21 protein-coding genes and 1 pseudogene are annotated in these 23,029 nt (G+C 67.3%); 10 read left to right on the top strand and 12 right to left on the bottom strand.

The window, feature by feature from the left end; translation table 11 throughout:
* Positions 1-132 precede the first annotated feature (132 nt).
* The 4 genes from AC1DMS_RS03335 to AC1DMS_RS03320 form a co-directional block, all read right to left on the bottom strand.
* Positions 133-312 carry a hypothetical protein gene (locus AC1DMS_RS03335; RefSeq protein WP_478180638.1) on the bottom strand — a complete coding sequence of 60 codons (180 nt, stop codon included), beginning with the start codon at positions 310-312 and terminating at the stop codon, positions 133-135.
* Positions 313-402: 90 nt separating this feature from the next.
* Positions 403-825: a hypothetical protein gene (locus tag AC1DMS_RS03330; protein WP_015866261.1), complete on the bottom strand. Its 423-nt coding sequence runs from the start codon at positions 823-825 to the stop codon at positions 403-405.
* Between the two features lie 412 nt (positions 826-1,237).
* Positions 1,238-1,765: a hypothetical protein gene (locus AC1DMS_RS03325; RefSeq protein WP_244883658.1), complete on the bottom strand. Its 528-nt coding sequence runs from the start codon at positions 1,763-1,765 to the stop codon at positions 1,238-1,240.
* Entirely contained in the window at positions 1,762-2,310 is a 549-nt protein-coding gene (locus AC1DMS_RS03320; RefSeq protein ID WP_150106909.1) for a hypothetical protein, read from the bottom strand. The genes AC1DMS_RS03325 and AC1DMS_RS03320 overlap by 4 nt, the downstream gene beginning before the upstream one ends.
* A 255-nt stretch (positions 2,311-2,565) precedes the next feature.
* Between AC1DMS_RS03320 and AC1DMS_RS03315 the strand changes: the two genes are divergently transcribed.
* The 4 genes from AC1DMS_RS03315 (at position 2,566) to AC1DMS_RS03300 (ending at position 7,139) form a co-directional block, all read left to right on the top strand.
* Complete coding sequence (locus AC1DMS_RS03315; RefSeq protein WP_041945824.1) at positions 2,566-2,820, top strand: hypothetical protein; 255 nt, start codon at positions 2,566-2,568, stop codon at positions 2,818-2,820.
* 1,220 nt (positions 2,821-4,040) lie between these two features.
* Complete coding sequence (locus AC1DMS_RS03310) at positions 4,041-4,718, top strand: methyltransferase family protein (RefSeq protein WP_015866264.1); 678 nt, start codon at positions 4,041-4,043, stop codon at positions 4,716-4,718.
* A gap of 272 nt (positions 4,719-4,990) precedes the next feature.
* A complete protein-coding gene (locus AC1DMS_RS03305) occupies positions 4,991-6,784 on the top strand; it encodes a PQQ-dependent methanol/ethanol family dehydrogenase (RefSeq protein ID WP_015866265.1) in 1,794 nt (597 codons plus the stop codon).
* A gap of 10 nt (positions 6,785-6,794) precedes the next feature.
* The gene (locus tag AC1DMS_RS03300) at positions 6,795-7,139 is read left to right on the top strand and encodes a high-potential iron-sulfur protein (protein ID WP_015866266.1); all 345 of its coding nucleotides are present in this window, start codon (positions 6,795-6,797) and stop codon (positions 7,137-7,139) included.
* Between the two features lie 12 nt (positions 7,140-7,151).
* Here the strand turns inward: AC1DMS_RS03300 and AC1DMS_RS03295 are convergent, their stop codons facing one another.
* The 4 genes from AC1DMS_RS03295 to AC1DMS_RS03280 all read right to left on the bottom strand — a co-directional run bounded on the left by AC1DMS_RS03295 (position 7,152) and on the right by AC1DMS_RS03280 (position 13,479).
* Positions 7,152-8,159 (bottom strand): FAD:protein FMN transferase, encoded by a 1,008-nt coding sequence (locus AC1DMS_RS03295; protein ID WP_478180637.1) that lies wholly within the window; start codon positions 8,157-8,159, stop codon positions 7,152-7,154.
* Positions 8,156-10,264: a 4Fe-4S binding protein gene (locus AC1DMS_RS03290; protein ID WP_478180636.1), complete on the bottom strand. Its 2,109-nt coding sequence runs from the start codon at positions 10,262-10,264 to the stop codon at positions 8,156-8,158. The genes AC1DMS_RS03295 and AC1DMS_RS03290 overlap by 4 nt, the downstream gene beginning before the upstream one ends.
* Positions 10,261-11,193, bottom strand: coding sequence for a pyrroloquinoline quinone biosynthesis protein PqqB (gene pqqB, locus AC1DMS_RS03285; protein ID WP_015866270.1), 933 nt, complete (start codon positions 11,191-11,193; stop codon positions 10,261-10,263). Before pqqB ends, AC1DMS_RS03290 begins: the two co-directional genes overlap by 4 nt.
* Positions 11,194-11,352: 159 nt before the next feature.
* Positions 11,353-13,479, bottom strand: coding sequence for a sigma-54-dependent Fis family transcriptional regulator (locus tag AC1DMS_RS03280; protein WP_062365260.1), 2,127 nt, complete (start codon positions 13,477-13,479; stop codon positions 11,353-11,355).
* 280 nt (positions 13,480-13,759) lie between these two features.
* On the opposite strand from AC1DMS_RS03280, the gene pedF reads away from it, so the two are divergent.
* The 4 genes and pseudogenes from pedF (at position 13,760) to AC1DMS_RS03260 (ending at position 17,451) form a co-directional block, all read left to right on the top strand.
* Positions 13,760-14,254, top strand: a complete 495-nt coding sequence (pedF, locus tag AC1DMS_RS03275) for a cytochrome c-550 PedF (RefSeq protein WP_015866272.1) — start codon at positions 13,760-13,762, stop codon at positions 14,252-14,254.
* 10 nt (positions 14,255-14,264) lie between these two features.
* The gene (locus AC1DMS_RS03270) at positions 14,265-15,122 is read left to right on the top strand and encodes a substrate-binding periplasmic protein (protein WP_015866273.1); all 858 of its coding nucleotides are present in this window, start codon (positions 14,265-14,267) and stop codon (positions 15,120-15,122) included.
* A 92-nt stretch (positions 15,123-15,214) separates the two neighbouring features.
* Positions 15,215-16,874: pseudogene (locus tag AC1DMS_RS03265) on the top strand (acetate--CoA ligase).
* Between the two features lie 121 nt (positions 16,875-16,995).
* Positions 16,996-17,451: a hypothetical protein gene (locus AC1DMS_RS03260; protein ID WP_015866275.1), complete on the top strand. Its 456-nt coding sequence runs from the start codon at positions 16,996-16,998 to the stop codon at positions 17,449-17,451.
* A gap of 19 nt (positions 17,452-17,470) precedes the next feature.
* Here AC1DMS_RS03260 and AC1DMS_RS03255 read toward each other — a convergent pair whose 3' ends face one another.
* Positions 17,471-18,559 carry a helix-turn-helix transcriptional regulator gene (locus AC1DMS_RS03255; RefSeq protein ID WP_015866276.1) on the bottom strand — a complete coding sequence of 363 codons (1,089 nt, stop codon included), beginning with the start codon at positions 18,557-18,559 and terminating at the stop codon, positions 17,471-17,473.
* A gap of 254 nt (positions 18,560-18,813) precedes the next feature.
* On the opposite strand from AC1DMS_RS03255, the gene AC1DMS_RS03250 reads away from it, so the two are divergent.
* A complete protein-coding gene (locus AC1DMS_RS03250; RefSeq protein ID WP_015866277.1) occupies positions 18,814-19,647 on the top strand; it encodes an alpha/beta fold hydrolase in 834 nt (277 codons plus the stop codon).
* 21 nt (positions 19,648-19,668) lie between these two features.
* Here the strand turns inward: AC1DMS_RS03250 and AC1DMS_RS03245 are convergent, their stop codons facing one another.
* The 3 genes from AC1DMS_RS03245 to AC1DMS_RS03235 form a co-directional block, all read right to left on the bottom strand.
* Positions 19,669-19,944, bottom strand: a complete 276-nt coding sequence (locus AC1DMS_RS03245) for a hypothetical protein (RefSeq protein WP_015866278.1) — start codon at positions 19,942-19,944, stop codon at positions 19,669-19,671.
* Between the two features lie 147 nt (positions 19,945-20,091).
* Complete coding sequence (locus tag AC1DMS_RS03240) at positions 20,092-21,063, bottom strand: D-2-hydroxyacid dehydrogenase family protein (RefSeq protein WP_015866279.1); 972 nt, start codon at positions 21,061-21,063, stop codon at positions 20,092-20,094.
* A 14-nt stretch (positions 21,064-21,077) separates the two neighbouring features.
* Positions 21,078-22,070 (bottom strand): Bug family tripartite tricarboxylate transporter substrate binding protein, encoded by a 993-nt coding sequence (locus AC1DMS_RS03235; protein ID WP_015866280.1) that lies wholly within the window; start codon positions 22,068-22,070, stop codon positions 21,078-21,080.
* Between the two features lie 186 nt (positions 22,071-22,256).
* On the opposite strand from AC1DMS_RS03235, the gene AC1DMS_RS03230 reads away from it, so the two are divergent.
* Positions 22,257-23,021 carry an IclR family transcriptional regulator gene (locus tag AC1DMS_RS03230; protein ID WP_015866281.1) on the top strand — a complete coding sequence of 255 codons (765 nt, stop codon included), beginning with the start codon at positions 22,257-22,259 and terminating at the stop codon, positions 23,019-23,021.
* Positions 23,022-23,029 lie beyond the last annotated feature (8 nt).

The following is a 23,029-nucleotide window of genomic DNA, read 5'->3' as shown; positions in this document are numbered from 1 at the left end:
TTCTCTGGGTCTTGCTCGCTCTTCATGGTGTGCACCATCTCCTCTTAGCGCACACCTCCAAGCGGGTCTGCGATTCGGGTCAGATGCTTCCCGCAGCTTGCACATCAGGCAAGGACGGCCTTCGTCGGACTATTACGGCGTAATGAACGCGAGCCGCGACACACAAACCTTGTGGGATGTATCGCCATAGTCGTCGTCGACGATCCAGTAATCACCGTTGCCGTAGGCATCCTCTTCGCCAAACCGCGATAGCGTCGCGCCTAGGGAGCGATACAGCGTTTGCCATTCGTCTTCACGCGGGTCAGGCTTCATGCTCAACTTTCTGGGCGGAGGTCTGATTCTGGCCGACTGTATCTAACCATTCCACTCATCCCGATGTCTGCTTGTGGCCGCATCCTGCCTTCAGCCGTGGCGCAGCGATGCGACGCAGCGGCACTCAAAGGGCACGGCCTCGGTGAAGTTGCCAGACCAGAATACGTCGCAAAGCCCATCCCAGACCAGTTCGATGTGCTCAGCGTCCGCGCGACCGAACGCCAAGGTCGTGTCGTACACATCATGATGGCCGAACACGTACATCAATCCCAGTTCGGGATGAGGGTAGTCGGTATCCGATTTTCTCCTCCATGAAGTGCTCGCGCCTTCCAAGCTGCCACCGGGATGCGTCGTTAGCTGGAGGCCCTGGTGATACAGCCTAGGCGCCCAGAGCTCGCCATCGAATTCCTTCGGCGCCGTCTCAATCTCCACGCTCCACAGGCCATCGAATTGCTGAACCACAGCGGACGTGACGTCAAACCTTCGGTCTCGGAGACTGATGTAGCTGGTCATGCGGCTGGCTCGTGGGCGAAATTGGAGGTGCTGTTTGGATGTCTGGTATCGGCCGTAAGTTGCTCTGCCGGCACTGAGCCAGGAGCCATGCCTTGAGATCCGTCATCTCGCGCCAGACTTGGATCGAGTCTGCCTTGATTGCGAATGGCTCTGCGGATTCATCGAATGCCATCAGAACCTCAGTCAACCGCTCACGATGATCTGGTTCAAGCGCGTCCCAAAATGCTCTGCGGTCATCGCTCGAGTAGAGAAGCCGGAAGGTCTGCCCTCCAACCTCGGCCCATGTGTAGAGACCCTTCTGGTACCACTCCAGGAGAGATCGATAGTCATCGATTTTGTTCATGTTCCCCTTGAACTAGACACTGCTATGGAGCGGTTGCCCTGAACTTCCGCTGTTGGCCGTGTGCTGCCTTCATCGAACATATGCGGCAAGCTCCTCCACGAGCTTGTCTGCATCGTGCAGGCCATCCAGCATGAGCGGCGGCGCGCCCGCAAGAACCAATTTTATGGGCTCGAATTTTGACGACTGCTCGACCGACTGCAGTTGATCGAGTCTGATGCGTTGCTCACCGACTGCAGACCGGTAGACGAGCTGATGCGCGAGAACTTCGACTTCAATATGCCGCGCCGCCGCCACCTTGAGGACATGGAACTGATTGAGCTTCTGGTGGTAGACCGCGGCGACAACGAAAGCCGCGGCGCCGATGAGCGCCGCCAAGAGGCCGAATTGCCATATCGATATAGCGCAGATCGCGGAAGCAATCGCGTAGCCATAGAAAAGCTTTGAGTTCCGCTCGCTTTCCAAGCGGCTCAAATAGGCCGCACTCAACCGATAAATCACTTCATAACCCTCTTGACGACCTATCTTAGCCGTGCGCTTCCAGCGAAGAAGCTGGACAACCGTGACGGATGTCTGCTGTTGGCCGACTGTAGACGTCATTTTGTTGACGGTACGGCCAACGGATTCTGTCTCCGAAACTCTTCGAGGACGCAGTCCGGCGAGATTCCGTAGTTGCCCTTTGCATATGTGTCAACGAGGGTCAGCATGACAGTGTCGTTCCATCGCCGGAGGATGGGCCAAATTTCGTACTCCCTATTGCCCGCGATAGCGAGGTAGGACGTAGGCGTCGCCGGCTTTTCCAGTTTTGATTCCCCAAGCACTTTGGCGAGTTCTGGAAGCGGACCTTTGCAGTCGATGAGATAGCGGTGATAGAGCACCTCAAGATCGGCACGTTGAGCCGCCACCTCTCCCTCCGGTTGTGGCTGGGCACGCGCGATTGCCTGGAATGGGATGAGGTCGGCCGCGAGGCGACCGGACAAGTACCAAACGAATCCGTCATCGTAGGCAAGGCTGGGCTTCGGGTCGGCGTGCGCCGATAAGCCGAGGCACGCTGTCAGGATGAGTACTGCAGTTCGATGAAACATTTGATTCTTGATCGAGGTCAGCTTGAATGCGGCAATGCGATGGCTTGAGGGTGCTGGCAAATGTCCGATGTTGGCCGTAATAGACCTCTAGCGAAATAGGCCCATCTCGATCGCACAGGACGCAAACGGCACTTCCTGCCTCTTGGCGGATGCGAGATCGAAAATCTGAAACACCAAAGTGGTCGGGTCCGAAAAATTTGGCCGCGCATTGGCAACCAGTCGCCCATCGACGGTTTGAAATAGCCCCAAGCTCGTTTCAAGCTCTATGAAGCGGCGAAGTGAGGGGGGTAGGCTGGACTTTTCTGCCTAAAGCAGTTGCTCGCCAACTACGTCTGTCGCGAGTTCTCGGGCAGAGCCATTTTTGCGTACGACAAACGCGGCACCGAAAGCGCGGTCGATCTCGGCTCGGATCTGAACACCGATTCGCGTGACCTCCGTCGACTTTCCTGCTCTACAAAGCGGCCGGCCCGCCGCCGCAACTTCGACGAAGCCTACGGTACAGATTGGTATGTGAATGCGGCCGCTTTCACCGAGGAGACGAGCCAGCTTTTGGACGTCTTCAGTGCCTAGAAGAACCGTCGGGGAAGGACAAGCTTCATCTGCTTGGGCTTTGACTGCTGAAAACAGCAACAGCCAAAGCATGCATAGAGCTGCAAAAGCTCGAACGCTAAAGTCTCTTCTTCGCGCAGTCATGAATTCAGTTCGGGACGACTGTCTGGTTCTGGCCGACTGTAGCCGCTGGCTCCCGGCGACTGCCATCGAGGAACGCCACAACTTTTTCGGCTAATGCAGGGTCAGAAGACCGTATCGCCAAGGTTGCGGGCTGGCCAGCGATTGGGTCAACAGTAACGGATTGCCCGGGCTCACCGCGAAGAGACAGCGTCAGTTCGGTCCACTCCTCGTCGTCTGGAGTTCGGCTGTTTCCGTCGGAGTCGATATTGCAGCCGGGTCCCCACAGATGCGCCGCGATTTTCCAGTACGCAGGACGACGCGCCGCGGCGCTGATATGCACAACGTGAGTTGACGAGGAGGGCTCTGAGGTCACGTCATCAATTTCCGGTTGTGGCCAAGACCTGCCGCAGCTGCTCCATTGGTCCCGAAGCGGATGCCACGGATTCATCCTAGGGTAAGCGAGCCCGCTCCCTTTTCAACAGCGGCAGGACAAGATGGAAGTTCGTTATTAAGTCGTCCTCCGACATCACAGGCAGCGGGAAGCGAATTTGAAAGACGCCCCAGCGTCCTTCGCACGGCCCTTCAATCGGTATGAGCGCCGGCCCATCGCTTTCCCAAGCAATCCCAACCTGCCAACCCGTGGGATCTGTGGCAAAAAGTCGCCGTTCAGCTTGGGCCAAGGGCCAGGCCAAGGGATGCCGATATAGCCTAGCGTCCAGCCGCTTTGAGCGGAATGAGGAATCGTGTTTTTCGCGTTATATGCATCGTTTCGCATGGCTCATCGAATATCCTCTAATTGGCGATAGCAGGTCTCAGCCTCCGGAAGCTTGATCTGTTGACGCGCGCTGTTGCCGGAGTTTGTTCAGTTCGCCTAGGTACGACCCCTTGACCTGTTGCAACTCGCCACTTGCCCCAAGCACGCCGGTTCGGGCGCCGTCCACGACAACTTGCAATCCCGGGGGCACAGCGAAGAACTTGACCAAGTCCGGACGGTCGACCCCAAGCTGACAGTGAGAGGCTTCTGACCACATCTTTCCGATCTCGTAGATGCATCAGCGTGCCATCGTACTTGAGCCGCCTGTTGCGCAATGGAACGCCGGACATACCATTCACTGTCTATGGATCCGCTCTACAAGAAAGTCATCGCGCAAGGGGTTGCGGGAATGGCCGTTCTCGTTGCCTTCATCTTCTTGCCCGCGGGCACGTGGCAATACTGGCAAGGCTGGCTCTTTGTCGCCGTCTTTTCTCTCTCGACCATCGGCTTCACTGTCCATCTTGCCCTTCATGACAGGCCGCTGCTCGAGCGCCGCATGAATGCCGGACCGCAGCATGAGAAAGAGTGGCCGCAGAAGATCATTGTGTCGCTCATCATCCTCGCGTTTTTCATCTTCATCATCCTGCCCGCACTCGATCATCGATTTGGCGTCTCGCCGGTTCCCGCCTACATGTCCCTTGCAGGGAACATCGTGATCGTGGCGTCCTTCCTCTTTATTTTCTGGGTGCTGAAGGTCAATAGTTATGCAGCAGCCAACATCAGCGTCGCGGGCGACCAGAAGGTGATCGACAGCGGCCCCTACGCCCATGTGCGTCATCCTATGTACGCTGGCGCGCTCTGGCTTTTCATCGGCATGCCGCTCGCACTTGGCTCGTGGCTCACGATCTGCCTCCTCCCGCTCGTCCTGCCGGTGCTGATCTGGCGACTTCTTGATGAGGAAAAGATCTTGCGCCGTGATCTTCCCGGCTACAACGAATACGCAAGCCGTGTGCGTCATCGCCTCATTCCCTATGTCTGGTAGGTAGCCGGGCGGCCTTGGCGCTCAATCGGCGGCCATTGCGCGGCCGGCGCCTTCCGGCGATTCACTGCGCCGTGATGCAACGGTTGCGCCCCGCGCGCTGTTCGACCTTGTAGCAATGCAGCGGGAAAACCCGCGCCCGGCGGCCCGGGCGATGCGCGCAAGAGCCCCTGGAAGCCCGCATCGCGCGTGGCATGGAGATTGCCCTTGACTCCCGTGAAGGCATGCCCGCATGGCACGCCCGAGCCGCTATCCACACCCACGAGGAGACATCCATGCAATTGAAGCTCTTGAACGCGCTCATGGCCATCGGCCTGGCCGCGGCCGGCGGCGCCGGCGCGCAAGTCACGGACAAGATGATCCAGTCCGAAGCCACGGCGAACGGCAACGTCCTGACCTGGGGGGTCAATACCCAGGGCCAGCGCTACTCGCCGCTGAAGCAGGTCAACACCGGCACCGTGTCCCGGCTCGCGCCGGCATGGGCCTTCTCCTTCGGCGGGGAGAAGCAGCGCGGCCAGGAGGCGCAGCCCGTGATCCACAAGGGCAAGATGTTCGTGACCGCCTCGTACTCGCGCATCTACGCGCTCGACGCCACCACCGGCAAGAAGCTGTGGAAGTACGAGCACCGCCTGCCCGAGGGCATCATGCCCTGCTGCGACGTGGTCAACCGCGGCGCGGCGCTGTACGACAACCTGGTGATCTTCGCCACGCTCGACGCGCAGCTGGTGGCGCTCGACCAGAACACCGGCGACGTGGTCTGGAAGGAGAAGATCGACGACTACGCGGCCGGCTACTCGGCCACCGCGGCGCCGATCATCGCCAACGGCCTGATCCTCACGGGCGTGTCGGGCGGCGAGTTCGGCATCGTCGGCCGCGTCGAGGCACGCGACGCCAGGACGGGCAGCATGGTGTGGTCGCGCCCCACGGTGGAAGGCCACATGGGCTACACCTACGACAACGACGGCAACAAGAAGGAGGCGGGCGTCTCGGGCACCGTCAACAAGAGCTGGCCGGGCGACCTCTGGAAGACCGGCGGCGCCGCCACCTGGCTGGGCGGCACCTTCGATCCCAAGACCGGGCTGGCCTACTTCGGCACCGGCAACCCGGCGCCGTGGAACAGCCACCTGCGCAAGGGCGACAACCTGTTCTCGTGCTCGACCGTGGCCATCGACGTGAAGACCGGCCAGATCAAGTGGCACTACCAGAACACGCCCAGCGACAGCTGGGACTTCGACGGCGTGAATGAGTTCGTCACCTTCGACATGGACGGCCGGCGCGTGGGCGGCAAGGCCGACCGCAACGGCTACTTCTACGTGAACGACGCCACCACCGGCCAGTTGCTCAACGCCTTCCCCTTCGTGAGGAAGACGACCTGGGCCAACGGCATCGACCTGAAGACCGGCCGCCCGAACTACGTGGCCGAGAACCGCCCGGGCGATCCCGTTGCAGGCGGCGACGGCAAGAAGGGCAGCTCGGTCTTCGCGGCGCCTGGCTTCCTGGGCGGCAAGAACCAGATGCCGATGGCCTACAGCCCCGACACCAAGATGTTCTACGTGCCCGCCAACGAATGGGGCATGGACATCTGGAACGAACCGGTGGCCTACAAGAAGGGCGCGGCCTACCTCGGCTCCGGCTTCACCATCAGGCCGCTCAACGAGGACTACATCGGCGCGCTGCGCGCGATCGATCCCAAGAGCGGCAAGATCGCATGGGAGATCAAGAACGGTGCGCCGCTGTGGGGCGGCGTGCTCACCACCGGGGGCAACCTGGTGTTCTGGGGCACGCCCGAGGGCTACCTGAAGGCGGCCGACGCCAAGACCGGCAAGGTGCTGTGGGAGTTCCAGACCGGCTCGGGCGTGGTCGCGCCGCCGGTCACCTGGCAGCAGGGCGGCGAGCAGTACGTGGCCGTGGTTTCGGGCTGGGGCGGCGCGGTGCCGCTGTGGGGCGGCGAGGTCGCCAAGAAGGTCAACCTGCTGGAGCAGGGCGGCATGGTCTGGGTCTTCAAGATCCCTTCCGCCGGCGGCGCGCGCACCGCCCGCGCGGGCGAGGCCCGCGTGGCGTCCAACTGAAGGAGGCGGCATGACGGATCGCAACAGCGAAGGGGGCCGCGGGGCCTCCCGCCGGGAGTTCGTCGGCCGCGCGGCCGGCGGCGCCTGCCTGCTGGCAGTGCTGCCGGTGCGCGTGCTGGCCGCGCCGCCGCGCGCCGAGGAAAGCGACGAGACGGCCGTGCAGTTGGGCTACAGGCACGACACGAAGAGCGTCGACAAGAAGAAGTACCCGCGCCATGCCGCCACGCAGGAGTGCGTGAACTGCGCGATGTGGCAGGGCACGCCCGCCGATGCCTGGGCGGGCTGCGCGATGTTCGGCCGCAAGCAGATCGCGGCCAAGGGCTGGTGCCAGGCCTGGGCGCCCAAGCCCGCCTGAGCGGCTCGGGCGCTACCGCATCGGCCGCCGGGCGGCCGGCTCGATTTGCAGGCCGGGCGTGGCCTCCCAGCGCCCGGCCTTGTCGACCCACAGCGCATCGACCTGCCACTGTCGCGCGACCTGCCGCGCCTGCGCGGGCCCGGCAACGAAGAACACCTTGGTGAGCGCATCGGCCAGTGCGCCGCTGGGCGCCGCCACCGTCACGGCCGACAGGGCCGGCGGCGAATAGCCGGTGTGCGGATCGACGATGTGGTGGTGCCGGCGGTCGGCGCTGAAGAAGGTCTGGCTGTCGGCCGAGGTGGCCACGCAGCGCCCGTCGGCCAGCAGCCGCGCGATCAGCGCGGATTCGGCCTGAGGGTCGGCGATGCCGAGCGACCAGGCCTGCGTGCCGCCCCGCAGCCCGAGCGGCGCGAACTCGCCGGCATCGACCAGCGCGTGCCGGATGCCGCACGCCGCCAGCGCCTGCCGCACACGGTCCGCCGCATAGCCCTGCGCGATGCCGTTGAGCGTCACGGCCATGCCCGGCGCGTCGAAGCGCACCAGCCGGCGCCGCGCATCGAGCGCGCGCCAGTCGACCCGCGCGCGCGCCGCTGCCACTTCCCGCGCGTCCGGCAGGCGGCCTTCGCGCTGGGCGGCCGCGAAGGCCTCCCACAGCGGCTGCACCGTCACGTCGAAGGCGCCGCGGCTCTCGCGCGACACCTCGTGCGCGATGCGCAGCACCGCCAGCAGCTCTTCGGGCGGCGAGGCCAGCCGGCCCTCGCGGTTCAGCCGCGAGAGCGCGCTGGCGGGATCGAACAGGCTCATCTGCGCCTCGATGCGGCGCAGCAGCGCCACGCCCTCGTCCAGCGCACGTTCCACCACCGCCTCGTGCTCGTGCCCGGCCTGCAGGCTCAGCGTGGTGCCGAAGCCCAGCAGGTCGCGCCGGCCCCAGTGCAGCGCGGTGACGGCCGGCGCCAGGGCCGCGCCACCGGCCAGCGCGCCCAGGCCGAGCGACAGGCGCAGCAGCTGGCGCCGCTTCATGCCGCACCCCGGACGGCCGCCGCCGGCTGCACCGCAATCACCCGCTGGCGCCCGCGCGCGATCAGCGGCGCGCAGCGCTCGGTGCTGTCGTGGATGGCCACGCAGTCCAGGCACTGGAAGCACTCGCCGTAGACGATCGCGCCGTCGGGCTTGATGGCTTGGTACTCGCAGCGGTGCCGGCAGGTCTGGCAGGGCGTGCCGCATTCGGCGCGGCGCGGAATCCACTTCAGCAGCCGTGCATGCCCGAGCAGCTTGAGCCCCGCGCCCAGTGGGCACAGGTAGCGGCAGAAGCCCTTGTAGAGCACCAGGTTCAGCAGCACCAGGCCGCCCGCCCAGGCCACGAAGGGCCAGGCCCGCACGAAGTTCAGCGTGATCGCGGTCTTGAAGGGCTCGACTTCCACCGCCCGGTCGGTCCACGCGGGCGAGACGGCCGCCAGCACGAGGATGGCCGCCAGCACCACGTACTTGAGCCGCTTGAGCCGCGCATCGACATCGCGGTGCAGCCGCAGGCGCTTCTTGCCCAGGCCCGCGCGCCGCGCGATCTGCGCCGCGAGTTCCTGCAGCGCGCCGAAGGGGCAGAGCCAGCCGCAGAAGGTGCCGCGTCCCCACACCACCAGCGTGAGCGCGACGAAGGCCCACAGCGCCACGCTCATCGGGTCATACAGCAGGAAGCCCAGCGAGCGCCCGGCCGCCAGCGCCTGGATCGCGGCGGTGAGGTGGACGATCGAGAGCTGGCCCTGCGCGAACCAGCCGATGAAGACCAGCGTGAAGACCAGGTAGCCGGTGCGAAAACGCGCCAGCCGCGCGGGCGTGGCAACGATCCAGCGCGGCCGCGCCAGCACCAGCGCCAGCAGCGCCAGCGCGCCCGCGAGCACCGCCAGCTCCCAGGCGCGCGCATGCCACACGGCCTGCCAGCCCTTGGTGTCGTCCTGCGGCGCGATCACCTGGTCGGCCGGCAGCCGGTAGGGCAGGGCGAAGTCGCGGCTCACCCGCTCGAGGTAGAGCATGCCCTTCTCGCGCGTCACGCGCAGCGCAAAGTCCAGCGGCCGGGCCGGGTGCAGGCCCGCCGGCCCGATGACGCGGAAGACCTTGGCATCGGCATGCCGCAGCGCGGCCGGCAGCCGCAGCGGATCGTCCAGGTCGAGGTCGCGCAGCTCCAGCGGCAGCTCGCCCTGCCGGAGCGTCAGGCGGTCCGGCACGGCGCCGCGCACGAAGCTCTCGCCCACGAAGCTGTAGCGGCCGGTGGCGATCGCCAGCAGCGCATGGTCGCCTTCGTCGATGCGGCCGAGCAGGTGCTCCCAGCCCGCTTCGGACAGCAGGTTGCGGCCCACCGCCGGAACGTTCAGGTAGGCCAGGTACAGCTCGCTGAAGGTTTCGCCGGAAGCCGCGCCGGTGCCCTCCGCCTCCTCGACGCCCGTGCCCGCAAAGGCCTGTTCCACCTGGCCGCCCGAAAGCCGCACGCGCTGCACCAGCCCGGCCTGCAGCAGCGCGTCCCAGTCCATCGGCCGGAAGCCGTCGCGCCGCACGCGCGCCAGCAGGGCCGGGTCGCTGCCGGCGCCAAAGCCGAGCCGGGCGCGCGCCACTTGCAGTGCCGAAGCGAGCAGGCTCTGGTGGAGGATGCGTACCGACGCGGTGGCCTTGGCGACCCCGTCGATGTAGACGTTGGCGCTGCCGTGCTGCTCGCCGCGGTTGGCGTTGGAGCCGATCTTGATGTTCTGCCGCAGCGACAGCCCCTTGTACTGCTCGGCGAAGCGCAAGAGCGGCCCTTCGCCCAGCCCCTCGAGGAACACCGGCTCGTGGTGCGAGAGCACGCGCACGTCGAGGAACGCGCCCTTCGCATCCAGCGCCACCAGCAGGTTGATCGGCGTGCCCGAGAAGCCGGGGATCGGCGCCAGGTCGACCGACTCGAAGACGTAGCCCGCGAGCACCGGGCTGGTCATGTCTTGCTTGAAGATCGGCCAGACCGGCAGCTGCGCGTCCTTCTCGCCCACGGTCCACGGCGGCGGGAAATGCCGCTGCAGCGCGGCGCGCGTCATCACGCCCGCCTGCGCCGCCAGCGCCAGGCCCGTCAGCAGCAGTGCCGCCAGCAATCGCCGACCGGTCACAGCGTGATCTCCATCCCGTCGTAGGCCACCTCGATGCCATGGCCTTCGAGCAGCTGGCGCTGCGCGCTCGCGGCGTCGAGGATCGGGTTGCTGTTGTTGATGTGGGTCAGCACCTTGCGCCGCGCCGGCGTGGCCAGCAGCGCGTCCACCATGCCGGCGCGCGGGCCGCTGCCGGTCTGCGGCAGGTGGCCCATGTCGCTGGCGCTGCGGGTGCCCAGGCCGGCATGGCGCATCTCGTCCTCGGTCCAGAAGGTGCCGTCCAGCAGCAGGCAGTCGGCATCGTGCATCCAGCGCAGCTCCTCGGGGCCGACCTCGGCCAGGCCCGGCGCGTAGAAGAGGCGCTGGCCGCCCTGCAGGTCCTCGATCAGCAGCGCGATGTTGTCGCCCACGGTCTGCTCGCGGCGGTGCGGCGAATAGGGCGGCGCCTTGCCGGGAATGGCCACCGCGGTGAAGCGCAGCGAAGGAAAGCCGGCCACGCCGAAGTCGATGCGCGTCTGCGTGCCGGCCACCGCCAGCATGTGCCAGCGCGTGCCGCAGTAGTGCTCCAGCACGCCGAGCACGGGAAAGGAGGTGGTCAGGTCCTCGAACACGCAGGGCGTGGCATAGAGGTCGATGCGGGGCCCCTCGCGCAGCCCGAGCAGCCCGGCGACATGGTCGATCTGCGCATCCATCAGCACCACCGCCTTGATCGGCGTGTCGCGCAGGCCGTGGCGCGGATGCAGCTGGGGGTGGCTGCGGATCTGCTGGCCGATGTCGGGCGAGGCATTGAGCAGCACCCACGATTCGCCGTCGGCGGAAACGGCGACGGAGCTTTGCGTGCGCGCGCAGGCGTCGAGCACGCCCTGGCGCTGGCCCGCGCACAGCCGGCAGTTGCAGTTCCATTGCGGAAAACCGCCGCCCGCGCCGGAGCCGAGGACCAGGACTTTCATGAATCCTCGAACGCGGTGGCCGGCCGTTGCATGAAGTCTCCTCGTGTGGGCTGCACGAGTGGCATGGCGCAAGTCGCATGCCTGCGCGAACTGCTCCAGGCTGGTACAGCACCGTGCAGCCCTGGCACAGGGTTTCCCCTGGCCGCCACAGGGCCTGTGTCAGCCGGCCTTGTTCCAGCGCAGCTTGCGGTAGATGGTGTTGCGGCTGATGCCCAGGCGCTTGGAGGCGACCGAGATGTTGCCGTCGGCCGCCGCAAGGGCGCTGCGGATCATCTCGATCTCGGCTTCCCCGAGCGTGCGTGGCGCGCTCGGGGCGGCGGCGGACGATGGCTCGGCGTCTTGCGAGGGTGGGGGCAGGGGCTCGGGCGCGGCGGCGGCGTAGGCCGCCTGCGTTGCAGCGAAGTCCGGCGCGGGAGAGGGCGCGGGTGCGGGTGCGAATGCCGGCGCAATGGCCGCCGCCTGGGGCCGCACGCGCCGCACATCCTCCAGGAAGTCGTCCGACAAGTGGTGCTCGCAGATGTGGCTTTCGCCCGCGCCCATCACAGCGGCGGTGCGCAGCACGTTGGCCAGCTGGCGCAGGTTACCGGGCCAGGCATAGGCCTTGAAGAGCGCGAGCACCGAGGCGTCGATCGCGGGCGTGTCCTGCGGGCATTCGGCCAGCAGGATGCGCCGCGCCACCACGTCCAGGTCGCTGCGCTCGCGCAGCGCCGGCAGCCGCACCACCAGGCCGTTGAGGCGGTAGTAGAGGTCTTCGCGGAAGGTGCCCGCATCGATCATCTCGCGCAGGTTGCGGTGCGTGGCGCCGATGACGGCAATGTCCACCGGGATCGACTTGAGGCTGCCCAGCGGTGTGACGTTGCGTTCCTGCAGCACCCGCAGCAGCCGCGCCTGCAAGGGCAGCGGCATGTCGCCGATCTCGTCCAGGAACAGCGTGCCGCCGTTGGCCTGCACGATGCGCCCGACCGCGCCCTTGCGGCGCGCGCCGGTGAAGGCGCCGTCCTCGTAGCCGAACAGCTCGGCCTCGATCAGCGATTCGGGGATGGAGGCGCAATTGACCGCCACGAAGGGCTGCCGGGCGCGGTTCGAGTCCTGGTGCACGGCGCGCGCGAGCAGCTCCTTGCCGGTGCCGGTCTCGCCGAGGATGAGCAGCGGGATGTCGCGGTTGATGACGCGCCGCACCTTCTGCAGCGTGGCGGCGATCTGCGCGTCGCCGGTGTCCAGGTAGCGCAGGCCGGAGAAGGGGGCCTGCGCCAAAGGGCAGGGCGGCCGCGCGGCCGCGGCGGCGGCCGCGTCGCGGGCGGGAGTGGGCATGCGCGCTTCCACCGAGGTCACGGGCATGTCCAGCACCACCGCGCGCTGCGGCCCGTTGAAGCGCGCGCTGACGTGGAACTGCTGCCCGTTGGCCGCATGCAGCATCATCGGCGTGGGCAGCGGCGTGCGGAAATGGTCGAACACGGCCGAGGCCGTGATGCCGAACAGGCTCGGCAGGCTCTGCATGCGCAGCGCGGCAATGCTCATGTCGAGCTGGTCCAGCGCGCTGCGGTTGGCGCCCAGGATCTTGCCGTCCACGCCCACCACGATGATCCCCTCGAGCAGCGTGCCGATGAACTCCGCGCGGCCATGGAAGTGCAGCCGCAGGCGGTTGCCGTAGTCGTCCGACAACCACTGGTTTTCGATCATGCGCGCCGACATGCGCACCAGGCCCATCGTGTGCTGATGGTAGGAGCGCTGGTCCCCGGTGACGTCGAGCACGCCCAGCATCTCGCCGCGCGGGTCGAAGATCGGCGCGGCCGAGCAGGTGAGGAAGTTGTTGGCGTGGATGAAGTGCTCGCCGCCATGCACGACGGTCGGCGTTTCCTCGACCAGCGTGGTGCCGATGGCGTTGGTGCCCTTGGAATGCTCGGCCCAGCTCACGCCCGGCGTGAGCGCCACCTTGTTGGCGCGCTGCAGGAACCTGTCGTCGCCCACGGAGTGCAGGATGGTGCCGGTGGTGTCGGCCAGCACGATCATGCTGTCGGTGTCGACGATCTGCTCGAGCAGCATCTCCATGACCGGCGCCGCATGCGTGAACAGCCGCTGGTTGCGCTCGCGCGCCACCGCGAGGTCGCTGTGCTGCAGCGGATCGAAGTCCGGCCGCTCCACGCGCGACAGGCCCAGCGCGGCGCAGCGCTCGTGCCACTGCTGGATCAGCTCGCTGCGGCCGGCCCGGGGGGGCGCGACGGCCAGCGCCGACGGCGCGGTCCAGCCATGGGGAGGGCTGGCTGGGGCATGAAAGGCATCAACCATCTGCTGTCTCCTGGCCCGCTTTTTTTGCGGGCGGCTTGTCTCTGGCCAGTTTCGAATGCTGTTCACTGGTCGCTTCATTCTGGAACACCTCTCGTGGGCCAGGTGTTCCGTGCCGACGCTGCCACAGCAAGGATGCCACAGCAACCGGCCCTTGTGGGCGCTGTCCCGCGACCGGGACGCTACAGGGAAGGCAAGTTGTGTTCCCGCTTGAAGCAATGGCCCCTTGGCACAGCGATTGCGAATTTGTGCGGGTTCCCCATCACCACAACGGAGACCCGACATGATGAATCCCGATCCACGAACCCTGCGGCCCCTGGCCCGCGCCGTGCTGGCCGCGGCGATGCTGGGCATGGCCCTTTCCGGCGCTGCCCGGGCCCACGGCGACGTCACGCCGCAGGCCGTCGACACCTCCTCGCTGCCAAAGCTGGGCGAGCAGTGGCGCGCCGAGAACCCGTTCCGCGGCAACAGCGGGGCCGTCACGGTCGGCACCTCCGCCTACAACCAGAACTGCGCGCGCTGCCACGGCATCGACGCCATCTCCGGCGGCATCGCGCCCGACCTGCGCAAGATCGACAACGACTGCGCCTCGCTCAAGGACGCCGTGCGCAAGGCGGCCTGCGTGAAGGAGATCGACGACTACTTCCTCACCACCGTGCGGCGCGGCCGCACGCGCAACGGCGCCGTCTACATGCCGCCGTTCGAGGGAACGATGAACCAGGAGGCGATCTGGTCGATCAAGTCCTACCTGGAGACGCGGCGCGACAAGCCGATGTGAGCCCGCGGCCATGCACACACCTCCTTCTTCTTTTTCGCGGCTCTCGCGCCGCGCCTGCCTGCAGTGGGCCGCGGCCGCCGGCGTGGCCGCACTCGCGGGCACGGCGCGCGCGGGCGCGCTCGAACGGATCCGCGCACGCGGCACGCTGAGCGTGGCGATCTACCAGGACATGCCGCCGTTCCACGTGGCCGGCGAGGGCATCGACATCGAGCTGGCGCGCGCGCTGGCCGGCGCGCTCGACGTGAAGCTCTCGCTGCTGCCCTTCCTGGCCGACGAGAACATGGGCGACGACCTGCGCAACATGGTGTGGCGCGGCCACTACCTGGGCTTCGGCCCGGCCGACGTGCTGCTGCACGTGCCGGTGGACCGCCCGCTGATGGACGAGACGCCGCAGGCGCTCATCTTTGCGCCGTACTACCGCGAGCGCGTGGTGCTCGCGCGGCGGCTTGACCGCCTGCCGCAGCTGGATACGCTCTCGGCGCTCGGCGATGCGAAGGTGGCCGTGTCCGGCAAGACGCTCGCGGGCTGGCTCATGATCGGCGCCGACAACGGCGCCTACCGCGACCAGCTCGACACCCAGCCCAAGGACGGCGCCGAGGCCGCGCGCGCCCTGCAGCGCGGCGAAGTGGCCGCGGCCGCGGGGCTCGCGTCCGAGATCGAGTCGGTGCTGCGCGGCGACGCGCGCTTTGCGATTGCGCCGCTGCCCTCGCCGCGCCTCCAGCGCAACGGCTGGGCGGTGGGCATGGCGGTCAAGAAGGACGCCACCGACCTGGCGCAGGCGCTGCAGGCCGGCGTCAACGCGCTGGTCCAGAGCGGGCGGCTGCGCACGCTGTTCGAAGGAGGAAACGTCGCCTGGCAGGCGCCGTGAACCGGCGAGCCATGGCACTCGACCTTGCGCATTCCAGCAGCGGATACCCACAACCACCACCCCCAACGACGGACGACGCGTCCGAACCACCCATGAGCCTGCCCAACCCCATCGAATCCGTCCTGGTCGAGAACCGCGTGTTCCCTCCTGACGCCCGCGCCAGCGCTGGCGCGTGGTTCGGCGACGGCGAACTCAACGCCAGCGCCAACTGCCTGGACCGCCACATCGGCACCCCCGTCGAACACAAGACCGCCATCGTCTTCGAAGCCGACGACGGCGCCGTCACCCGCGTCAGCTACAAGGAACTGCTCGCCCGCGTGAGCCAGTTCGCCAACGCCCTGAAGGCCGCCGGCATCGGCAAGGGCGACCGCGTCATCATCTACATGCCCATGACCATCGAGGGCGTGGTCGCCATGCAGGCGTGCGCGCGCATCGGCGCCACCCACAGCGTCGTGTTCGGCGGCTTCTCCGCCAAGGCCCTGCAGGAGCGCATCATCGACGCCGGCGCCGTGGCCGTCATCACCGCCAACTACCAGCTGCGCGGCGGCAAGGAGCTGCCCCTCAAGGCCATCGTCGACGACGGCATCGCCCTGGGCGGCTGCGAATCCATCCGCACCGTCTTCGTCTACGAACGCACCCCCAGCGCCTGGSCSCGTGTCGAAGGCCGCGACAAGACCTTCGCCGARGCGCTCCAGGGCCAGAGCACCGACTGCCCGCCCGTGCCSGTCAACGCCGAGCACCCCCTCTTCATCCTCTACACCTCCGGCTCCACCGGCAAGCCCAAGGGCGTGCAGCACGCCACCGGCGGCTACCTGCTGTGGGCCCGGCTCACCATGGACTGGACCTTCGACATCCGGCCCGAGGACGTCTTCTGGTGCACCGCCGACATCGGCTGGATCACCGGCCACACCTACGTCGCCTACGGSCCGCTCGCCGCCGGCGCCACCCAGGTCGTGTTCGAGGGCATCCCCACCTTCCCGCACGCCGGGCGCTTCTGGCAGATGATCGARMRRCACCAGGTCAGCGTCTTCTACACCGCCCCCACCGCCATCCGCTCGCTCATCAAGGCCGCCGAATCGGACGAGAAGGTGCACCCSARGAACTGGAACCTGGACAGCCTGCGCATCCTCGGCTCGGTCGGCGAGCCCATCAACCCCGARGCCTGGATGTGGTACCACCGGAACATCGGCCAYGAGAAATGTCCGATCGTCGACACCTTCTGGCAGACCGAGACCGGCGGCCACGTCATCACGCCCTTGCCGGGCGCCACGCCGCTGGTGCCGGGCTCGTGCACGCTGCCGCTGCCGGGCATCATGGCCGCCATCGTGGACGAGACCGGCAAGGACCTGCCCAACGGCGCGGGCGGCATGCTGGTCATCAAGCGGCCCTGGCCCTCGATGATCCGCACCATCTGGAACGACCCCGAGCGCTTCAGGAAGAGCTACTTCCCCGAGGAGATGGGCGGCACCATCTACCTGGCCGGCGACGGCGCGGTGCGCAGYGMMGACCGCGGCTACTTCCGGCGAGGAGGCCAAGCAGATCGCCAACGAACTGCGCGCCTGGGTGGCCAAGGAGATCGGCCCGATCGCCAAGCCCAAGGACATCCGCTTCGGCGAGAACCTGCCCAAGACGCGCAGCGGCAAGATCATGCGGCGCCTGCTGCGCAGCATCGCCAAGGGCGAGGCCATCACGCAGGACATCTCGACGCTGGAAAATCCGGCGATCCTGGAGCAGCTCGCGCAGAAGAACTGAGCCGAAGCCGCCTCGCGCGCCGATCCCTGCCGTCCGGTGCATCGGCAGGCATCACGCGAACTGGTGATGCGGCCGCATCCGCGGACGCCGAGAATTTCTCTGGCAAAAGAAAGGATCGGCCGTGCAACACCTTTTCACGTTCGCGCTGGTGCTTGCGCTCCTGTCGGGATGCGCCGCCACTTCCTCCACGTCGTCTTCATCGGTGCCACTGCCGCCCGACGTCGCCATCACGCCTCCCGACGCCACACTGGCGCCACAGCATCGCGCGTTCTCCGGCAAATGGTCCGGCAAGTGGCGAGGCCTGGCGGGCGGGCAGCAGCAGGAAACGGTGCTCGTGGTGGAAAGCGTGACGGCCGACGGCGCAACGGTCGTCTACGCGCAGGGCGACCACAGCCGCTTTCGGTCCTTCCATCGGCGGACCACCGCGCGCATCGCGGACGGCAAGCTGAGCTTCACTTTCGACCAGCGCTCGCCGATCACGTTCACCTACCAGCTGCAGCCCGACGGCACCCTCGAGGCGCAGTCGCAGTCCAGGGGGTTCACGGCGGTCGCGACCTTGACCCGGGCAAGCTCCTAGCGCAACGGCGGCCTGCCGGTCATGGTCCCACGCGCAGGGCGGCCCGCACCAGGTCCACCTGCCTCGTGCAGTCCATCTTCACCATCATCATTGCCACCTGTTTGCGCACGGTGTGGATGGACACGCCGCGGCGCAGCGCAAAGTCGTTCAACGAAACGCCGGTGGCCAACGCATGCAGCACGCGCGCCTCGGCCAGCGTGATGTCGAGCGCCTGCGACAGCAGGTCGGGGCTTGCCAGCGGGCCCGCGGCCGCGCGCCGCAGCCGGATGAAGACCATCGGTTCCCTGCCGAAGCGCAGCGCGGGGTTGGCACACGTCAGCTCGACGTGCAGCGGGCCGCCGCAGCGGCTGTCCCTGAAAGCGAGCCGCTCGACCCGGCCAGCCCCTGCGGCGCGCAGCACCGCCGCCAGCAATCGTTCGCGCTCCCCGGCATTCGGATGCGAGAGCCGCGCACCCTGAACGACGACGGTTCCCCGCGTGTCGAAGATGGCTTTCGCGGCCGGAGAAGCGTGCACCACATGGCCCGTGCCGTGGACCAGGCAGCTGGCCTCGCCCAATGCGTCGAAGGCGCTGTCGGTGGCTGCGAGCCACGAAGCCGCCTGCGCCCGGCGCCGTTCCGCCGCCAGCTGCACCGCCTGGCTGTAGGCGCGGATCCGATCGCTCGCGAGGAAGGAAGACAGCCCGTCCCATGCCGACGCGCGCTGGAATCCAAAGCTCGTTCTCCGGTCCGGACCGTTCTCGATGATGAAGGAGTAGAGCTGCCTCATGCGGTGCTTGCACATGAAGTCGACGTAGTAGGCATTGCGCTCGCGCAGCGGCTTCGGAAGCAGGGCCTGCGTATCCAGCCATGAGCCCTCGGGCTTCGCCACGTTCGGCTGGGTCATGACGTCTTCCGTATGGAAGTGCTCCGCGTAGTCGCGCACCGCGGCCGCATCGGCACCCGACTGCTGGACGTCGACCACGCCGGTGCCCTCGAAGACGATCAGCACGGCCGCATCGCTTCCCACCAGCCGGCTGGCCGTCGAAAGAATGGCGGACCACGGAGGATCGGGGTCCGAGAGGTGGTGAACCGCCTCGAGCGCGCTGCGCAATACGGCGTCAGGCTGCATGGGCTTTCCTCCTGAAGGAAAGATTGCCTCGATCTGCGCGCCCGCGCCGCCCGAGGCAACCCGCACCTGGGAATGTCGTGGAAACGGCCCCGACTGGATATCACTCATTTGAGTGATGACGTAGATCGGCGCCCGAACCCCTCTCTTTGCCAGGGCCATCCAGCCGTTGCCTTCCGCTGCGATTCATCTCATGACAATCTCGTTCGCCAGATGATTCGACCGGTCGGGATCTGCCGAGGAAGAAAGAGCACCTGATGTCCAGCAATGAACTGAATCTGCCTGAACGCTTCGATTTCAAGGGACACGCGGTTGCGTGGGGATCCATCGGCGAGGGACCTCCGGCCGTGCTTCTTCACGGCACGCCGTTTTCCTCGGCCGAGTGGCGGCGGATTGCGCCATGCCTTGCCCGCGAGCGGCGCGTCTTCTACTTCGACATGCTGGGCTATGGCCTCTCCGACAAGCCGGATGCAGATGTCTCGCGCGGCGTGCAGAGCGAACTCTTCGCCGCGCTGTATCGGCACTGGGGGCTCGGCAGTCCCGACGTGGTGGCGCATGACTTCGGCGGATCGAACGCGCTGCGCGGCCACCTGCTGAACGGCCTGGACTATCGCTCGCTGGTCCTGATCGATCCGGTGGCGATCAGCCCGCAAGGCTCGCCGCTGGTGCAGGCGGCGAGGAAGCATGAAGAGGTGTTCGCGAGCCTGCCAACCTACATCCACGAGGCCATGCTGCGGGCGTACATCGGCACGGCCGTGGGGAGCGCGCTGCACGAGGACGAGATGCAGCGCTACCTCGCGCCCTGGCTCGGCGATGAGGGGCAGAAGGCATTCTGGCGGCAGGTCGCGCAGATGGACGACAAATACACCGAGGAAGTCGAGTGGCGCTATGGCGAGATGCGCTGCCCCGTCGCCATTCTGTGGGGAGAGGAAGACGAGTGGATTCCGATGGCCGACGGGCGCGAGTTGGCCCGGCGCATGGGCACTGCGTCCTTCACGCCGGTGCCCGGTGCCAAGCACCTGATGCAGGAAGATGCGCCCGAGGCGATCGTGGCTGCGGCCTTGCGGTTGTGGGCGGCGGTCGATCGATGATTGCCGGGTGCCGGCCGCAGGTCACAGCAATCGCAATCCCCGGGGAAATCGAATGAAGGCCTGCGCCGGTTCGGGCATCTTGCCCGCCCTGGCGATCTCCGCGAAGCCCTCTTCCGTGATGCGGGTCACGGTGGCCACCTGCCATACGGCTTGCCGCGCGCGCGATCTGATGGCTGCGAACTCGGCCTCGATCAGGCCTGTGGCCACGAGCAGCGAGACCTGCCGGACTTCCTCCGGATCGGTGACGCGGACAGGCAACTGCACACGGTGCAGCCTCAACAGCAGAAAGAGCGGCATTTGGTTCTCCGATGGCCGGCTCGAGGGATGCCTCGAATGCCGTCCGTTTGGAATTGGTTGAATGTGAATTTGTCACATTCAAAGCCGCCACCCGAGTCAGAATAAGTCGATCGGCCGTGTCCGCCACCGCCGCCTCGCAGACAGGTCCTAGCCCGGGCGCAGGACCGAGGGGTTGAGCGCGTCCTTCAGGCGCCCCGCGGCAAACGCGTTGACGTGGTCGAAGGCGATGCCGAAGTAGCGCTCGTAGTTGTCGCGCTCGACATAGCCGATGTGCGGCGTGCACAGCGCATTGGGCAGATGCAGGAGCGGATGTTCGCCGGCGCGTACGGGCTCTTCCTCGAACACGTCCACGGCCGCGAAGCCCGGCCGGCCCGCCGCCAGCGCGCGTTCCAGCGCACCGGGCGCGACCAGTTCGGCGCGGCTGGTGTTCACCAGCAGGGCGCTGGCCTTCATGCGGGCCAGGTCTTCGTCCGAGACCATGCCCCGGGTGTGCTCGTCGAGCCTCACATGCAGGCTGACCACGTCGCTCTGTGCGAAGAAGGCCTCGCGCGAGGGCGCGACTTCGAAGCCGTCTGCGCGTGCCGCCGCAGTCGAGCCCTCGCGCCCCCACACCCAGACCTTCATGCCGAACGTGCGCCCGTAGGCGGCCACCTGGCGGCCGATGCGCCCGTAGCTCCACACGCCCAGACGCTGGCCGCCGAGCTGCTGGCCCAGGTGGCCCTGCCACCGACCCTGGCGCAGGCGCGTGGCTTCCTCGACCAGATGCCGGCGGCTCGCCAGCGTCAGTGCCCAGGTCAGTTCAGCAGTGGCCGAACCCGCGCCGCTGCCTTCGGCCACCGCCACGCCGCGGGCGGTGCAGGCCGCGAGATCGACGTGGCCCGCCAGCTTGCCGGTCTGGCTGATGAGACGCAACCGGGGCAGCCGCTCGAGCAGCGCCGCATCGATGCGCGTGCGCTCGCGGGTGAGCACGATGGCCTCGGCATCCGCGAAACGCGCCGCGAGTTCATCGGTGCCCTTCACCGTGTCGTTGAAGATGCGGACATCGTGTCCAGCGAGCTTGCCGAAGCAGTCGAGCGTGCGGACGCAGTCCTGGTAGTCGTCGGGGATGACGATGCGCATCGGGCGGCGCTCCTTCATTGCAAGGTGATGTTCAACTGCTCGACCGTGCGCTTCCACAGCGCGAGGTCGTCGCGTATCAGCGCCGTGAAGTCGGCCGGCGGCATGCCGCCCGGCTCGATGCCCTGGGCCTGGAAGATCTCGCGCACTTCCTGCGCATCGAGCGAGCGCTTGACCTCGGCATAGAGCCGCTGCATGAGCGGCGCGGGCGTGCCGGCCTTCAGCAGCAGCCCGTACCAGCCATGCACGTCGAAGCCGGGATAGCCCTGCTCGGCGACGGTCGGCACATCGGGCAGGCCGGCGAAGCGCGACTTGGGCGCGACCGCGAGCGCGCGCAGCTTGCCCGCCTTGATCTGCGCGAGCGCCGAACTCATGTCGAGGAACATGAACTGGATCTGGCCGCCCAGCAGGTCCTGCACCGCCGGGCCGGCGCCCCGGTAGGGCACATGCACCGCGCGGATGCCGGCGCGCTGCACGAACAATGCGGCGCCCAGGTGCGCAGAGGTGCCGTTGCCGGAGGAGCCGTACGAAAGGCTGCCGGGCTTGGCCTTGGCCATCTCGACCAGCTCCTGCAGGTTCCTGGCGGGGAAGTCCGGCTTCACCACCACCGCATGCGGAATGAAGCCCACCACCGTGAGCGGCGCAAAGTCGCGCAGCGTATCGAAAGGATAGTTCGGCATCAGCGCCGGATTGGTGACCGCGAGGATCGAGGGAAAGACCATCGTGTAGCCGTCGGCCGGGCCGCGCGCGATCTCGCTCATGCCGATCACGCCGCCACCGCCGGGCTTGTTGTCGACGATCACGGGCTGGCCGAGGCCGGGGGCCATGTTCTTGGCGATGGCGCGCGCCATCAGGTCGGTCGGGCCGCCGGCCGCAAAGGGCACGACGATGCGGATCGGCTTCGACGGAAAGGCGGACTGCGCGCTTGCGAGCGGGCTCAGGGCCGCGAGCGCGAGGCCGGCGCCCGCAGCGGCGTGGAAGCCTCGGCGCGACATGCGATTGAGGTTCATGGTGTCTCCATTTTTTGTCATGCACCGGATCAAGGGGCGAGCACGGCCATGCCGTCGGCGCTGCGCACGGATGTATGTCTCTCTTTCCCGCTTGCCGGTGTGTCCGAGCTTAGGACGCATACTCCGCCAGCGCACCTGCCTTCTTCCACTGCGTGGAATTGGAGGGCTGCCGCAAGGAGACACCGAATGCCCACCCCATCCAACCGTTCGCTCGAACGCGGAATCGAGATCCTGCGTGCCTTCCGGCCCGGCTCCACGCTGCTGGGCAACGGTGAGCTCGCGGAGCGCACCGGCCTGGCGCCAGCCACCGTGAGCCGCCTGACGCAGACGCTGGTCGGCGCGGGACTGCTCGAGCACGACCGGCGCGCGCGCGCCTACCGGCTCGCGGCGCCGGTGCTGAGCTTCGCGCACGCCATGCGCACCGGCTCCACCGTGCTGCAGGTGGCCGCCCCGCGGATGCGGGCGCTGGCCGAGAAACTGCGCATCAACGTCGGGCTCGCGGTCGCCGACCGTTCCGAGATGCTGTACCTCGAATCGATCCGCTACAACAAGAAGGCGTCGCTGCGCAGCGTGGTGAGCGGACAGCGCGTGCCGATCGAGCTCACCTCGCTCGGCCGTGCCTGGCTGGCAACGGCGCCGCCGGCGCGGCGCGCCGAACTGGCGAAGGAGTTCGAGGCGCGCCGCAGCAATTGGCCGCGGCTTCGCAGGGAGATCGACAGGGCCATCGAGAGCGTGCGCCGCCGCGGCTGGTGCGTGGCCTCGTGGCAGCCCGAGATCGTTGCGCTGGCCATGCCGCTGGCGCTTCCGAACGAGCCCGTGCACGTGCTCAATGCGAGCCTGTCCACCAGCGATCCGGCGAACGAGGTGGCGCTCGAACTGGGTGCGCCGCTGCTGGCGCTCGGCGAGCAGATCACCCGCGAATTCATCGCGCGCGGCGGCAGTCTGGCGTAGGCCATTCG

This window comes from Variovorax sp. 05T418 (assembly GCF_056396385.1).
The sequence above is the reverse complement of the archived record's forward strand: the minus strand, read 5'-3'. Positions and strand labels throughout refer to the sequence as shown.

Excerpts from the sequence above, each read along its gene's own strand:
- AC1DMS_RS03335 (WP_478180638.1), bottom strand. The coding sequence starts at position 312 with ATGAAGCCTGACCCGCGTGAAGACGAATGGCAAACGCTGTATCGCTCC.
- AC1DMS_RS03330 (WP_015866261.1), bottom strand. The coding sequence starts at position 825 with ATGACCAGCTACATCAGTCTCCGAGACCGAAGGTTTGACGTCACGTCC.
- AC1DMS_RS03325 (WP_244883658.1), bottom strand. The coding sequence starts at position 1,765 with ATGACGTCTACAGTCGGCCAACAGCAGACATCCGTCACGGTTGTCCAG.
- AC1DMS_RS03310 (WP_015866264.1), top strand. The coding sequence starts at position 4,041 with ATGGATCCGCTCTACAAGAAAGTCATCGCGCAAGGGGTTGCGGGAATG.
- AC1DMS_RS03305 (WP_015866265.1), top strand. The coding sequence starts at position 4,991 with ATGCAATTGAAGCTCTTGAACGCGCTCATGGCCATCGGCCTGGCCGCG.
- AC1DMS_RS03300 (WP_015866266.1), top strand. The coding sequence starts at position 6,795 with ATGACGGATCGCAACAGCGAAGGGGGCCGCGGGGCCTCCCGCCGGGAG.
- AC1DMS_RS03295 (WP_478180637.1), bottom strand. The coding sequence starts at position 8,159 with ATGAAGCGGCGCCAGCTGCTGCGCCTGTCGCTCGGCCTGGGCGCGCTG.
- pqqB (WP_015866270.1), bottom strand. The coding sequence starts at position 11,193 with ATGAAAGTCCTGGTCCTCGGCTCCGGCGCGGGCGGCGGTTTTCCGCAA.
- AC1DMS_RS03280 (WP_062365260.1), bottom strand. The coding sequence starts at position 13,479 with ATGGTTGATGCCTTTCATGCCCCAGCCAGCCCTCCCCATGGCTGGACC.
- pedF (WP_015866272.1), top strand. The coding sequence starts at position 13,760 with ATGATGAATCCCGATCCACGAACCCTGCGGCCCCTGGCCCGCGCCGTG.
- AC1DMS_RS03270 (WP_015866273.1), top strand. The coding sequence starts at position 14,265 with ATGCACACACCTCCTTCTTCTTTTTCGCGGCTCTCGCGCCGCGCCTGC.
- AC1DMS_RS03255 (WP_015866276.1), bottom strand. The coding sequence starts at position 18,559 with ATGCAGCCTGACGCCGTATTGCGCAGCGCGCTCGAGGCGGTTCACCAC.
- AC1DMS_RS03250 (WP_015866277.1), top strand. The coding sequence starts at position 18,814 with ATGTCCAGCAATGAACTGAATCTGCCTGAACGCTTCGATTTCAAGGGA.
- AC1DMS_RS03245 (WP_015866278.1), bottom strand. The coding sequence starts at position 19,944 with ATGCCGCTCTTTCTGCTGTTGAGGCTGCACCGTGTGCAGTTGCCTGTC.
- AC1DMS_RS03240 (WP_015866279.1), bottom strand. The coding sequence starts at position 21,063 with ATGCGCATCGTCATCCCCGACGACTACCAGGACTGCGTCCGCACGCTC.
- AC1DMS_RS03235 (WP_015866280.1), bottom strand. The coding sequence starts at position 22,070 with ATGAACCTCAATCGCATGTCGCGCCGAGGCTTCCACGCCGCTGCGGGC.
- AC1DMS_RS03230 (WP_015866281.1), top strand. The coding sequence starts at position 22,257 with ATGCCCACCCCATCCAACCGTTCGCTCGAACGCGGAATCGAGATCCTG.